This is a genomic window from Nonomuraea insulae, from assembly GCF_042656245.1.
The window spans coordinates 61,202-74,288 of record NZ_JBHSPA010000096.1; the positions used below are offsets into that span (position 1 = coordinate 61,202).

Below are 13,087 nucleotides of genomic sequence, written 5' to 3' on the forward strand. Positions count from 1 at the left end.
CCAAAACAACCCTCACCTCCCCCGACCAGCGGACGTTGACAGTCACCGACCCGGCCACCGGCACCTCACTGAGCCTGAAACCGGCCCGTCTCTACCACTACAAGCATGACTTCGGCCAAGGAGACGTCCCCGCCATCCAGGGCCTGGCGGCTCTGGACGACGACGGTCTGGTGCTGCTCGACCTGCCAGGCGACTGGCACACCCCGCATTTAGAAAGCTTCACGCACAGAGCCGGAATCCCCGTGGAGGACGCCCGCCGGCATCCCTCCGACAAGGTCCGAGCCGTCCTCGCGTGCCGCGCTCCCGGCTGGCAACGCATTCGCGGCCTCCCTTCCCCGGGCAGATGGCGCAAGGGGACAGCCATCGCCGCGGCGATCGCAGGCGCCGCCCTGATGGTCTATCTGGCTTCCGTAGGGCTGTGGGTGGCCTGGCGCGGCCTGTCCATGTTCGGTCGCCTGATCCTGGACCTCCTCGAGACCAAATGGCTGTTGGTGGCCTTCAGCCCCGCTCTGCTGGTCTTTGGACCCGTACGGTCGAAATATCATCGCCTGCGCCGAAAGCGAGGGCTGGCCATCGGCCCGTTCGGCGGCCCCAACCTCACCCTCGGACCCTCCAACGTCCTCCACATAACCCTGGGCAACAAAGTCGTGGCCAAGGTCCGCCTGGGCACACGCCCCGGCCAAGGATTCGGCCTGCTCCTCTACCGGTACGAGAACCTGACCGGCCTCTTCATCCAGGACGTGTCCGGCCGAGCCCTCCACCACCTCCCAGGCCCCTGGTCACCCGAAGAGGTGGAACACTTCGCGAAACGCCACGACCTCCGGTTGGCCGTACACCAGGTGTCACGCGAGGAGTATCTGAACCTGGCCAAGAGCAGCCAGGAAGCCATCCCCTAGAGAGCCACTGCCAGGCCTGACCGCTGAGCAGCACCGCGGAAGGCTCGCTCAGCGAACGATCGCCAACATCACGTCCGAGGCCGAAGGCCGCTCATCGGGCCGCTTGTTGAGACACGACCCCACAACCCCGCGTAACGCGGACGGCAACGGCGATAAGTCCGGATGAAAGGTGAGCACCCGGTTGAACACGGCGGGTACCGTATCCTCCCCGAACGCCGGACGCCCCGTCGCCGCGAACATGATCGTCACAGCCCAGCTGAACACATCGGAAGCCGGACCCACGCTCTCCCCGCTCAACTGCTCAGGCGACATGTAAGGCGGCGTCCCGACCATCTTCCCGGACGTCATGGTCACCTGGTCGAGCGCCCTGGCGATCCCGAAGTCGATCACCCGAGGCCCGTCGTGCCCGATCAGCACATTGCTCGGCTTGAAGTCACGATGCACGACCCCAGCCTTGTGGATGGCCGCCAGCGCCCCGGACGTGGACAGAGCCAGCCGCGTCAGGCCGTCCTTGTCGCGCGGCCCGTGCTTCTTGACGAGCTGCTCGAGCGACGGCCCCTCGACGTATTCGCTGACGATGTACGCGAGCTGCCCTCCGATGTTCACATCGAGCACCCGGGCTGTGGAAAACGTCGCCACCCGCTGCGCCGCCTCCACCTCCCGCGCGAACCTGGCCCGGGCCACGTCATCGACCAGATCGTGCAGCACCTTCACGGCCACCCGCACTCCGTTGGGCGCCGTGGCCAGGTAGACCGTCCCCTGGCCGCCCCGGCCGAGCGGCCGGATCACCCGATAGTGCCCGACCCACGCAGGCTCGACCGGACGCCGCTGGTGGGTGGGCGCGGTGGTCCGTTGCCGCAGGTCGATCGGCGGGTATGCCGGTCCCGGTGCCCTGAGCCGGGCGCGCGCCATGTAGGGCACCAGGATCGCCGAATGGACGACCCCACCGAGCCAGCTGACCAGGAGCCCCGCCGTGGCCAGCACGGACAGCGGCGCGGGAAAGTCCTCGTAGTCGTCGTACGCCACGGCCGCGATCAGAAAGGTGCCGACGCCGACCAGGTAGACGGCAGCGGCGACGCCATGCCAGAAGTTACGCAGCCAGAAAGCGGCGATCCCGACGGTGAACGGGGTCGCCAGGCCGCAGGTGAACAAGGGCAGACAGGCCCACACGACGGCGCCCGTCCACCTCAGGCCACTCGGGTGGACCGGATGGCTGTGCTGCATGGCGGAGAGACTATCGCCATGCCGTGGTTCATATCGGGCATCCACACAGCTTGTGGATAACCTCCCGTCAACCTGTGGACAGCTGTGGAAAAACTGGGGACAACGCTCTGGCTCATTCTCCTGCGCGGCCAAGTACGTCATGATGTTGAACCATGGCGCGGATACCGGGAGTCGGACTGGCAAAAGGGCTGTCCATCACCCTTCGCCACATGCTGCGCAAATCGGTCACCCAGCAATATCCCGAGGTCAAGCCCGCCCTGCCGCCCCGCAGCCGAGGCGTTATCGCCCTGGTTGAGGAAAACTGCACCTCTTGCATGCTCTGTGCAAGGGAATGTCCAGATTGGTGCATCTACATCGACTCCCACAAGGAGACGATCCCGGCCCCGGAGGGCGGCCGCGCGCGGCAGCGCAACGTCCTCGACCGCTTCGCCATCGACTTCTCCCTGTGCATGTACTGCGGCATCTGCATCGAGGTCTGCCCCTTCGACGCGCTCTTCTGGTCCCCGGAGTTCGAGTACGCGGAAGGCGACATCCGCAACCTCCTCCACGAGAAGGACAAGCTGGCCGCCTGGACCCCGACGGTCCCCCCGCCCCCGGCCCACGACCCCGGCGCCGAACTCCCCAAGGAGCGGACGGCCGCCCCTCGCCGCCCCGCCCGCACCCGTACCCCCGCCGACCAGGAAAGCCCCAAGCCCACCGCGGAGCCCAGCCCCGCGGCCGGTACCGAGCCGCCCGCGAGCGCGCCCGAAGCAGCCCCCGCCACCCCGCCGTCCCGCCCCCGCCGTCCGATGACGAACGTACGAGGAATCCGCCCCCCAGGCGCGCTCCCGCCCTCTTCTGAGGGCGACGCCGCACCCACCGGCCCTGAGAGCCCGGCAGCGGACAACGACCCCGGGAAGACGAGCACCGCCGACCAGCCTCAGAGCGACGAACGCGAACGCCGGCCCCAGCCCTCTGACGAGGACCAGCCCGAGGGCGGGCGTGAGGACCAGGGCAGGCCGCAGCTCCAGAGTGAGCAGGCACCCGGCGATGAGCCCCTCCAGCCCTCGGGCGATGAGCGTGCACAGTCCTCGGACGACAGGCGACCCTCTGACGAGGACCAGCGTCATGGCCCGACTGACCCTCAGGATCCGCAGGAAGCCCAGGACCCGCAGGGTCCGGGCCGCCAGCCTCAGTCGGAGTCGGAGTCGGAGTCCCGGTTGCAGACACTGCCTCAGGGACAGGATCAGGGCGAGCCTTCATCCACAGGCCAGCCACCCTCGGACGAGTTGTCCACAGCCTCGGACGAACCGCAACCGCGGCCCGATCCCGAGGAGCAGACTTCTGCCGCGAGCCCCCGCAGGCACAGGATGGCCGATCCACGGTCCATCCGTCCGCCAGGGCGGCTCAGTCCTGACGAGACAAGGGAGTCCGAGGAGGAGTCGTGACCGAAGCGGTGCCCTCCTACCTGTCACCCACCGGGCAAGAGATCGTCTTCTTGCTCCTGGGTGCGGTAGCGGTCGGATCGGCGCTGCTCGTCGTCACGACCAGACAGCTCGTCCACGCCGCCCTCTGGCTGGTGGTCTGCTTCGGCGCGCTGGCGGGCGGCTACCTCGTGCTGACCGCCGAGTTCGTGGCCTGGGTCCAGGTGCTCATCTATGTCGGCGCGGTGGTGGTGCTGCTCCTGTTCGGCATCATGCTCACCCGCGCTCCCATAGGCCGCTCCGCCGACCTGAACAGCGGCAACAGGCTGGTCTCCGCCGTGGTGGCGGTGGCAACGGCGGTGACCCTGGTCACGGTGGTGATCGACGGATTCCGTACGGCCTACGCCCCGCCCATTCCCGGCCGGGGAGCCGCGAAGGAACTGGGCGCGAGCGTGTTCGCCACGTGGGTGCTGCCGTTCGAGGCGCTGTCCGTACTGCTGCTGGCCGCTTTGATCGGCGCCATCGTCCTGTCCCGCACAGACATCCCCGGCGGCTCGCCCACCCAGCCCGACGGCCCCCCGACACCCGCCCAGCCCGACAGCCCCTCGACACCCGACCGGACCGTGGGCGGCTCGCCACCCGAACAGACCGGGGGTAATTAGTGCACATCGTCTACCCGGCGGTCGTCTCCGCGCTCCTCTTCTCCATCGGCGTCTACGGCGTGCTGGCCAGGCGCAACACGATCCTCGTGCTGATGTCGGTCGAGCTGATGCTCAACGCCGTCAACCTCAACCTGGTCGCGTTCGATGTGTGGCTGGGCGACCGCCTGCACAGCGGCCAGGTGCTCACCCTGTTCGTCATCGTCATCGCGGCGGCCGAGCTGGGCCTGGGCCTGGCGATAGTGCTGGCCCTCTACCGGAACCGCCGCACCGTCGACATCGACCACCTCCGCGACCTGGCCGAGCCCACCGACGAACCTCCAGCCATGTCAACGGCCCCTTCGACCGACGGCCACGCAGACCCACCGGCACGAACCCAGCCCCACCGCACCGAGCCGGCCCCGGCCGTTCCAAGGAATGCCCAGCGCCGGCCGGCACAGGAAAAGCAGGAGCACGAAGAGCGCCCGGACGACACCACCCGCGCGAAGCGACCGGACCCCGACGGCGATCACGGAGACGAGCAGCAGCCCGTCAAACGAGGCGGGGGCACGCTATGACGACATTCCCGCTGCTGGCCGTACTCCTCCCATTCATCGCCGCCTTCGCCGGCCTCCTGCTCTCCCGCTGGCCCCACCCCAGAACGTCCTCCCCGAAAACAGGCGAACGAGCCAACACCCGAGCCGCCTGGATCGCGATCCTGCCCACGGCGGCCTCGGCGATCCTGGCCACCTGGCTGGCCTGGGGCCCGGGCTTCACCTACTTCACCAGCACGACACCGTCACCCAGCACCGGCAGGACCTACGGCGAGATCGTCACCGGCGGCATCCCGATCTCGCTCACCCTCCAGGCCGACGCCCTGTCGGGCGTCCTCGGCGTCCTGGTGACCTTCGTAGCGCTGGCCGTGCAGGTCTACTCGGTCGGCTACCTCAAAACCGACCCGCGCTACCCCTCCTACAGCGCGTTCATCAGCCTCTTCACCAGCGCCATGCTCCTGGTCATCTACGCGGGTGACCTCCTGGTCCTCTACGTGGGCTGGGAGATCATGGGCCTCTGCTCCTACCTCCTCATCGGCCACTGGTGGGAAGACCGGAGCAACTCGCGAGCCGCGGTGAAGGCGTTCCTCGTCACCCGCCTCGGCGACGTCGGCTTCCTCTTCGGCATCTTCGTGCTCGGCGTGGCGGCAGGCAGCTTCCGCATCGAGGACGTGCTGGCGAAGGTGCCGGAGATGTCCTCCGCCACCCTGGTGACGGCCACGATGCTCCTGCTGGCCGGCGTGGCGGGCAAGAGCGCCCAGGTGCCCCTGCACACCTGGCTCCCCGACGCCATGGCGGGCCCGACGCCGATCAGCGCCCTGATCCACGCCGCCACCATGGTCGCCGCCGGGATCTTCATCGTGGCCAGGCTGTTCCCGGCGTTCCTCGCCGCCCGGCCCACGCTCGACGTCCTGGCCGTGCTCGCCGCCCTGGGCATGCTGGGCGCCGCGCTGGCCGCCCTCGCCCAAGACGACCTGAAACGCGTTCTGGCCTACTCCACGGTCAGCCAGCTCGCCTACATGGCCGGCGCTCTCGCCGCGGGCTCCGACACCGCGGCCATCTTCCACCTGCTGACCCACGGCGCGTTCAAGGCGCTGCTGTTCCTCTGCGCGGGCGCGGTGATCCACCATGTCGGCTCCAACCTGATGACCCAGATGGGCGGCCTGCGCCGCGAGTTGCCGATCACGTTCGTGACGATGACGGTCGGGTTCGCCGCCCTGATGGGCATCCCTCCGTCCAGCGGTTTCTTCAGCAAGGACGGCATCCTGCTGGCCATGGACGGCGCCCTCTCGACCGGCACCCTGACCGACGCGGCGGCCCTCCTCCTGTACGGCTGCGCCCTCGCGACCGTGGCCGTCACCGGCGCGTACGCCACCAGAGCCTGGCTCCGCACGTTCTTCGGCGAGGCGAGAGCCGTGGCGCTGCCGGAACCGGAGCCCGGCACCGCCCACGTCGTGGACGTCACGGAAGCCCCGCGGACGATGCTCGTGCCCGTCATCCTCCTTGCCGTCCCCGCCCTGCTGCTGGGCTTCGCCGGCGAACCGCACCTGGACCTCGGCGTGGCAGGCATCAGCGTCGTGCTCGCGGCGCTGGGGGCCGGGGTGGTGTACGCGTTCTGGCGCATCGACCCTGTCGCCGACCCGGCCCGCCTGCTGGGCCCGCTGCGGGCGCCGTGCGAGCGGGCGTTCTACGTGGACTCCCTGTACGCCGCGCTGTTCGTACGCCCGGTGCTGGCCCTGGCCAGGCTCGTCGTCAGGACGGACGACGTGGTCGTGGACGGGGCGGTACGCGGGTCTGGCACATCGGCGCGCGGATTGTCCGGAGTGCTGCGACTGGCCCAGAACGGCAACGTCCAGCTCTACGTGAGCGGCGTGCTGGCCGGTGTCCTGTTGATCGCGGTGGGGGCGGTGATGTTCACGTGATGAGCTGGATCCTCGTAGCACTCCTCGCCGTACCGCTACTCGGCGCGCTCCTGCTCCTCCTCTCGCCGCAGACGCTCCGCCCGGTGCTCCGTACGTACGGACTGATCCTCTCGGCCGTCACGCTCGCTCTGAGCCTCCTGCTCGTGGCCACGTTCGACTACGGTCGGCCCGCGCGGGTGCAGTTCGAGACCGACTGGCCGTGGATCCCCGGGCTCGGGTTGCGCCTGCACCTCGGCATCGACGGCATCTCACTGCCGCTGATCGCCCTGACGACCCTGCTGACGTTCCTGTGCTTCGTCTACCTGTGCTGGCGAGCCCCGGAACAACTGATGAGGACGAGGCCGAGAGCGCTCGTGTTCACGCTGCTCGTGCTCGAAGTAGGCATGATCGGTACGTTCCTCGCCCTCGACCTGCTGCTCTTCTTCATCTTCTTCGAGATCGTCCTCATCCCGATGTACTTCCTGATCGGCATCTGGGGCGGCGACGGGCGCAGGGCGGCCTCGATCAAGTTCATCCTGTACACGCTGCTCGGCTCGGTCGTCATGCTGCTCGGCCTGCTCCTGATCTGGGCCCAGACCGGCACCCTCGACATCGTGGCGCTGGCCACGTCCCACGGTGCGGGAATGTCCAGGTCCATCCAGATCCTGGCCTTCGTAGCGATCGGCATCGGCCTGGCCGTGAAAACCCCCATGTGGCCGCTGCACACCTGGCTCCCCGACGCCCACACGGAGGCCCCGACAGTGGGCTCGGTGCTGCTCGCGGGCGTGCTGCTGAAGATGGGCACGTACGGCTTCGCCAGGATCGCCATCCCCGTCCTCCCCGAGGGCGCGACGGCGGTGGCGCCGTGGCTGGGGGCGTTCGCGGTGGTCGGTATCGTGTACGGCGCCCTGGCCTGCCTCGCCCAGCGTGACCTGAAACGCATGATCGCCTACTCCTCCGTCGGCCACATGGGCTTCGTCCTGCTCGGCTTCGCCACGCTGACCCCCGTCGGCATCAACGGCGCCCTCTTCGCCAACGTCGCCCACGGCCTGATCACCGGCCTGCTGTTCTTCCTGGCCGGAGCCGTCAAGGAGCGCTACCACACCGTCGACATGCCCGGATTGGGCGGCGGCCTGCTGGCGAGGTTGCCGCGGCTGGGCTCGGTGCTCACGTTCGCGGTGATCGCGTCGCTGGGGCTGCCCGGGCTGGCCGGGTTCTGGGGGGAGATGCTGGCGCTGTTCGGGGCGTTCCAGCCGGCGAACGGGCTGCCGCGCGGCCTCTACCTCACGTACATGGTGATCGGGGGACTGGGCGCGGTCCTGACGGCCGCGTACTTCCTGGTCATGTTGTCCCGTGTCACCCACGGCGGCTCCAGGACCGGCACGCCGTCCGTCGTGAGCCCGATCCACCACACCCCCGACGAAAGCCCTCCGTCCGCCACGACCACCCTCGCGCCTGAGCCCGTCCGTGAGATCGGCGACATCAGGAGCCATGAGCTGCTGGCCTGGACCCCACTGGTGATCCTGATCCTGCTCTTCGGCCTCTGGCCGGGCCTGCTGCTGTCGCTGACCACGCCGTCCGTGCAGACCCTGCTGGGAGCCCTCTCATGATCCAGCAGATCGACTATTTCGCGATCGCGCCCCCTCTGGTGCTCGCCCTGACGGCGGGGCTGGTGCTGCTGCTCGACGCGTTCCTCCCGGCCCGCCCGCGGGCGAACACCGAGCCGGGACAGGCCCTCGACGCCTCCTTCCCGTCAGCCCGCGGGCCGAAGGCCGGGCTGGGGCTCGTCACGCTGGCAGGCGTCCTCGTCTCCCTGGGCTTCGTGATCGCCCAGGCGCTCACAGGCGGCCGGTCGACCTTCTGCGTGCCGCCCGGCCTCTCCGGTGGCGCGACGCTGTGCTCGTTCGTGGTGGACGGGTTCACGCTGGTGTTCGCGGGCATGGTGCTCGTGGCCGCCGTCGTGGTCATCCTGATGTCGATGACGGAGCTGGCGGGCGGCGCCATCCCCGTCGGCGAGTGGTACTTCCTGCTGCTCTGCACCCTCGTCGGCGCGGTGACCCTGCCCGCGTCCCGAGACCTGATCATGCTGGTGGTGGCGCTCGAACTGGTCTCGCTCCCCGTCTTCGCCCTCACCGCGATGAAACGCTACGACGGCCGCGCGTCCGAGGCCGCCGTGAAGCTCTTCGTGGTGTCGGTGGTCTCCACGGCGATCATGTTGTTCGGCGTGTCCCTCCTGTACGGCATCGCGGGCACGGTCTACCTGTCGCGCCTGTCGGCGGTCTTCAGCGGTCAGGCGGCGGCCCCGGGGCTGGCGGAGGGCGCGGCGGGGATGCCCGCCGTCGTGACCGTCGGCGTCGTCCTCGTGGTGGCCGGCTTCGCCTTCAAGATCGCCGCGGTGCCGTTCCACTCGTGGGCGGCCGACGTGTACCAGGGCGCCTCCGTCCCGGTGGCCGCCCTGCTCTCGGTCATCTCGAAGGCGGCCGGGTTCGCCGGGCTGATCCTCGTCCTGGTCGCCGCTCTGTCCGGGCAGGCGGCCACGTGGGCGCCGATCGTGGGCATCGTGGCGGCGCTGACCATGACCGTGGGCAACCTGCTGGCCATGCGCCAGCGCTCCGCCGTACGCCTGCTGGCCTGGTCCTCGGTCGCGCAGTCCGGCTACATCCTGGCGCCGCTGGCGGTGGCGGCCACGCCCAGGACCGTCATCGGATCCGGGGCGGTCGGCGCGTCCATGGCGTACCTGGTCATCTACGCCGCCATGAACCTCGGCGCGTTCGCCGTCGTCATGCTCGTATCCAGGACCACCACCCGCAACGAGCTCGACGACTACCGCGGCCTGGCGCTCCGCCGGCCGGCGGCGGGCATCGCGCTGGCGTTCTGTCTGGTCTGCCTGGCCGGCCTTCCGCCGGGCCTGGCCGGGCTCTTCGCCAAGATCTTCGTCTTCCGCGAGATCATCGAGGGCGGATCCGGCTGGCTGGCGCTGGTCATGGCCGTCAACACGGTCATCGGCCTGTACTACTACGCCATCTGGACGGCCCGCCTCTTCACCCCCGCCGCCGGGACATCCCTCGCCCCCTACCGGCCACCCGCCACGACCTGGCTGGCCGTGGGCCTGGCCCTGGCGGCGGCAGTCCTGTTCTCGATCGCCCCCCAGCTCGTCCTGGACATGACCTCCCTGTCAGCCTCCGGCTGAGAAATCCCGGCCGAAAGTCGCGCTCCGCCCTCAGCTGAGCACGCCGGGGAACGAAGGACCGGGTCATCATCGTTGGAGGTGATGAACCCGGCCCACGAAGGGGGGAGCCTTGCACCACAACGGTCTGCGTACCGCCGTACTGCTCGGTGGGCTCTCGGCGCTGATCATCACGCTGGGCGCGTGGTTGGGCGGCGGCACCGGTGTGCAGATCGCGTTCGTGCTCGCCCTGGTGAGCAACGGTGTCGCCTACTTCTTCTCCGACCGCATCGCCCTGTCGGCCATGCGAGCCAGGCCCGTCAGCGAGGTCGAACAGCCCACCCTCTACCGAATCGTCCGCGAACTGTCCACCGAGGCCCGCCAGCCCATGCCGCGGCTGTACATCTCGCCGACGGTCCAGCCGAACGCCTTCGCGACCGGCAGAAGCCCGCGCCGGGCCGCGGTGTGCGTCACGTACGGCCTGACCAAGCTGCTCGACGAGGCCGAACTGCGCGGCGTGATCGGGCATGAGCTGTCCCACGTATACAACCGGGACATCCTCATCTCCTCCGTCGCGGGCGCGTTCGCCACGATGATCACCTGGCTCAGCTACGTGGCCGTGTTCTTCGGCGGCTCGGACGACGACGAGGGGCCCGGCTTCGTGGGCGCCCTCCTGATGATGGTCCTCGGGCCGGTGGCGGCCATGATGGTGCAGATGGCGATCTCCCGTACGAGGGAATATCAAGCCGACGAAGCGGGCGCCAGGCTGACCGGCGATCCGCTCGCGCTGGCCTCGGCCCTCCGCAAGATCGAGCTGGGCGCTCGCCGGCTCCCGCTCCCCGAGAACAGCCGCCTCACCTCGGCCTCGCACATGATGATCGCCAACCCGTTCAGCGGCTCCGGCCTCGGCCGCCTGTTCTCCACCCACCCACCCACCTCGGAACGAGTCGCCCGCCTGGAGCGCATGGCCGGTTACCGCCGCTAGCCGGCGGCACGCTCCGCGATGACCTTCCGCAGGATCATGGCCACCTCCTCGGGATGAACGACCTCCTCGGTGCTGTCGAGCTCCTCCACACTCCACCACCGGTATCCGGTCGTCGTGTCCTTCTCGATCTGCTCCATGTGATCGAACGACACAGCGGCCGCGTCACCCTCCACCCGGATGGCGAAGAAGGCCTCATCCTGTGTGAAGACATACTCACTCCACTCGAACGTGATCATCCTCTCCGCGTACGGCCCCGCGAACTCCTCGATCCCCGCCCGAATCCCGACTTCCTCGTACAACTCCCGCGCCGCCGCCTCCCGCAGCGTCTCGTTCCCTTCCAGCGCGCCACCGATCGTGAACCAGAACGGCTGATCCGGCTTGGCCGGATCAAAGCCCCGCAACAGAAGAACTCGATCTTGTACGTCAACGGGCAGCACACGTGCCGTGAACCGGCGCCGGGGGATCTTCGTCATGCCGACCGAGCATACGCAAGCAGCCGGTTTCCCCGCGGACCGTCCTGAGAGGCTCAATCCCGGGCACACTGGCCCACGCGGATACAACGGCGATGGAGACGATCAGCAACACGGCGCTTCCCGTGATGTCCAGCAGGCCGTGGTTCCCTGTGATGAGCACAACGGCGGCCGTACCCGGCTAAACACCCAAAGACGCCAAGGGCTCGAACCGACCCCGGGAAGATTCTGGAGATTCTGGAGAGAGATCATCCGGTCTCCTGAAATAGAGCGGCCCCGGGACACAGGAGAAGAAGCGGCGCCACACGTACATGGATGCCGCATTCCGACCGTGTGCCCCGGATGCGCTCTCCGCGACCACGCCTCTGGTTAGCGGTAGTTCACGAACTGGAGGGCGATGTCCAGATCCTTGCCCTTCAGCAGGTTGATGACGTCCTGGAGATCGTCCTTCTTCTTGGAGCTGACCCGGAGTTCCTCGCCCTGAATCTGCGCCTTGATCCCCTTCGGCCCCTCATCGCGGACCAGCTTGGAGATCTTCTTCGCGTTCTCCTGGTCGATGCCCTCCTTCAGGCCGACCAGCAGGCGGTATTCCTTACCCGACAACTTGGGCTCATCGGCATCAAGGACCTTCAGGGACAGACCCCGCTTGATCACCTTCTCCTTGAACACGTCGAGCGCGGCAGTGGCCCGCTCTTCACTGTTCGCCTTGATCTCGATGTTGTTCTGCCCGGACCAGCTGATGCTCGCCCCGGTGCCCTTGAAGTCGAAGCGGTGCCCGATCTCCTTGTCCGCCTGATTGAGAGCGTTGTCGACCTCCTGGCGGTCGATCTTGCTGACGATGTCGAAAGATGAATCGGCCAAAGCGCCCATCCTCTCAGCTGCGGTGAATTCGGCCCGGCCACGGAACGCGCGGACCCAGCGAACGAGCCTAGCCAGCATCAGCCCACCGCGCAGGACCCCACCCCTCAGCCACCCCGCTTCGAGGCCTCCAGCGAGCTCTACGCGGTGTCCTTCTTCAGCAGCTGATCGAGTTTGGACTCAATGTTGTGGAAGCCTATGTGGAGGTCGTCGAGCCGCTTGAGGACCTGAGAGTGGCCGTTGGTGTAGTACTCCTTGGCCTGCCACCGCAGACCGGTGATCTCCACACCGAGAGCCTCCAGATCATCGGCCATCTCACGATGAACGCCGCCGACCGCGATCAGGTCCGGGGCGAGGCTGCCCACCGTCGCGCTGGGCTCGCCATCGGAACGCACACTCTTCTCAAGCGCCTGCATACGCAGCCTCAAGTCAAGGATCTCTGCCTCTACGTCCACGAGCCCTGCCTTGTGCGGTGGTCGGGGGGCCGGGCGTACTACCGAAGCCCGGGTGATTGCGTGCCCATGCTCCCAGGTCCGATCACGTACGGTGGCGGGATCGGCGATCTGGGTGACACTTTCTTTACCGCCAGCGCACCCCCGCCCGGAAACCCGGACCCGTCGCGCCCGGCCGACCTCGCAGGGAAAACACAATCCACCGCAGAACCCCCGGACAGAGAATCTCCATCGCACGCGGAAACCTCCACCAACCCCGGGGTTGCGTCCACGGACGTGACCCAACCCCGGCCCCCACCGCCCGATCCCCGCACCTGGCACTGACACGACCACCACTCATCCCGACGGCACGCGCCCCCAACCACCACCGCCCCGCCCCGGCGGCCCACCACGACCCGGCACAGGACAAACCGGTGTCACGTGCACCTCCGAAGTCCGCTATTCTTCTGTCTGTCGCCGCGAGAGCGGATGGCACGGCAGGTTGCCCGAGTGGCCAAAGGGAGCGGTCTGTAAAACCGTCGGCTCAGCCTACGCAAGTTC

Annotated in this window: 12 protein-coding genes and 1 tRNA gene (1 of these 13 only partly in view); 9 read left to right on the forward strand and 4 right to left on the reverse strand. The window is 68.3% G+C overall.

The features are described 5' to 3' along the window. The first annotated feature begins 35 nt into the window (after window positions 1–35). Entirely contained in the window at window positions 36–896 is an 861-nt protein-coding gene (locus tag ACFPZ3_RS58500) for a hypothetical protein (protein ID WP_379523120.1), read from the forward strand. Window positions 897–944: 48 nt separating this feature from the next. Here the strand turns inward: ACFPZ3_RS58500 and ACFPZ3_RS58505 are convergent, their stop codons facing one another. After that, window positions 945–2,120: a serine/threonine-protein kinase gene (locus ACFPZ3_RS58505; RefSeq protein ID WP_379523121.1), complete on the reverse strand. Its 1,176-nt coding sequence runs from the start codon at window positions 2,118–2,120 to the stop codon at window positions 945–947. Between the two features lie 209 nt (window positions 2,121–2,329). On the opposite strand from ACFPZ3_RS58505, the gene ACFPZ3_RS58510 reads away from it, so the two are divergent. The 7 genes from ACFPZ3_RS58510 (at window position 2,330) to htpX (ending at window position 10,767) form a co-directional block, all read left to right on the forward strand. Continuing rightward, window positions 2,330–3,547, forward strand: coding sequence for a 4Fe-4S binding protein (locus ACFPZ3_RS58510; RefSeq protein ID WP_379523122.1), 1,218 nt, complete (start codon window positions 2,330–2,332; stop codon window positions 3,545–3,547). Beyond that, window positions 3,544–4,185: an NADH-quinone oxidoreductase subunit J family protein gene (locus tag ACFPZ3_RS58515; protein WP_379523123.1), complete on the forward strand. Its 642-nt coding sequence runs from the start codon at window positions 3,544–3,546 to the stop codon at window positions 4,183–4,185. The genes ACFPZ3_RS58510 and ACFPZ3_RS58515 overlap by 4 nt, the downstream gene beginning before the upstream one ends. Further along, window positions 4,185–4,739 (forward strand): NADH-quinone oxidoreductase subunit NuoK, encoded by a 555-nt coding sequence (gene nuoK / locus ACFPZ3_RS70380; RefSeq protein ID WP_465263602.1) that lies wholly within the window; start codon window positions 4,185–4,187, stop codon window positions 4,737–4,739. Before ACFPZ3_RS58515 ends, nuoK begins: the two co-directional genes overlap by 1 nt. Beyond that, window positions 4,736–6,637: an NADH-quinone oxidoreductase subunit 5 family protein gene (locus ACFPZ3_RS58525; protein WP_379523124.1), complete on the forward strand. Its 1,902-nt coding sequence runs from the start codon at window positions 4,736–4,738 to the stop codon at window positions 6,635–6,637. Before nuoK ends, ACFPZ3_RS58525 begins: the two co-directional genes overlap by 4 nt. Beyond that, entirely contained in the window at window positions 6,637–8,226 is a 1,590-nt protein-coding gene (locus ACFPZ3_RS58530; protein WP_379523125.1) for a complex I subunit 4 family protein, read from the forward strand. Before ACFPZ3_RS58525 ends, ACFPZ3_RS58530 begins: the two co-directional genes overlap by 1 nt. Beyond that, window positions 8,223–9,806, forward strand: a complete 1,584-nt coding sequence (locus ACFPZ3_RS58535) for an NADH-quinone oxidoreductase subunit N (protein ID WP_379523126.1) — start codon at window positions 8,223–8,225, stop codon at window positions 9,804–9,806. Before ACFPZ3_RS58530 ends, ACFPZ3_RS58535 begins: the two co-directional genes overlap by 4 nt. A 109-nt stretch (window positions 9,807–9,915) precedes the next feature. Further along, complete coding sequence (gene htpX / locus ACFPZ3_RS58540) at window positions 9,916–10,767, forward strand: zinc metalloprotease HtpX (RefSeq protein WP_379523127.1); 852 nt, start codon at window positions 9,916–9,918, stop codon at window positions 10,765–10,767. Here the strand turns inward: htpX and ACFPZ3_RS58545 are convergent. From ACFPZ3_RS58545 to ACFPZ3_RS58555, 3 genes are all read right to left on the reverse strand, one after another. After that, on the reverse strand, window positions 10,764–11,240 hold the full coding sequence (locus tag ACFPZ3_RS58545) for an NUDIX hydrolase (RefSeq protein ID WP_379523128.1): 477 nt from the start codon (window positions 11,238–11,240) through the stop codon (window positions 10,764–10,766). The two genes, htpX and ACFPZ3_RS58545, sit on opposite strands and share 4 nt — an antisense overlap. Window positions 11,241–11,606: 366 nt before the next feature. Next, window positions 11,607–12,098 carry a YajQ family cyclic di-GMP-binding protein gene (locus ACFPZ3_RS58550; RefSeq protein ID WP_379523129.1) on the reverse strand — a complete coding sequence of 164 codons (492 nt, stop codon included), beginning with the start codon at window positions 12,096–12,098 and terminating at the stop codon, window positions 11,607–11,609. A gap of 137 nt (window positions 12,099–12,235) precedes the next feature. Then, window positions 12,236–12,550 (reverse strand): hypothetical protein, encoded by a 315-nt coding sequence (locus ACFPZ3_RS58555; RefSeq protein WP_379523130.1) that lies wholly within the window; start codon window positions 12,548–12,550, stop codon window positions 12,236–12,238. Window positions 12,551–13,022: 472 nt separating this feature from the next. Between ACFPZ3_RS58555 and ACFPZ3_RS58560 the strand changes: the two genes are divergently transcribed. Further along, window positions 13,023–13,087 (forward strand) — tRNA-Tyr (locus ACFPZ3_RS58560); it runs 165 nt beyond the window's last position.

Coding starts and splice junctions, on each gene's coding strand:
- ACFPZ3_RS58505 (WP_379523121.1), bottom strand. CDS start 2,120: ATGCAGCACAGCCATCCGGTCCACCCGAGTGGCCTGAGGTGGACGGGC.
- ACFPZ3_RS58510 (WP_379523122.1), top strand. CDS start 2,330: ATGCTGCGCAAATCGGTCACCCAGCAATATCCCGAGGTCAAGCCCGCC.
- ACFPZ3_RS58525 (WP_379523124.1), top strand. CDS start 4,736: ATGACGACATTCCCGCTGCTGGCCGTACTCCTCCCATTCATCGCCGCC.
- ACFPZ3_RS58530 (WP_379523125.1), top strand. CDS start 6,637: ATGAGCTGGATCCTCGTAGCACTCCTCGCCGTACCGCTACTCGGCGCG.
- ACFPZ3_RS58535 (WP_379523126.1), top strand. CDS start 8,223: ATGATCCAGCAGATCGACTATTTCGCGATCGCGCCCCCTCTGGTGCTC.
- ACFPZ3_RS58545 (WP_379523128.1), bottom strand. CDS start 11,240: ATGACGAAGATCCCCCGGCGCCGGTTCACGGCACGTGTGCTGCCCGTT.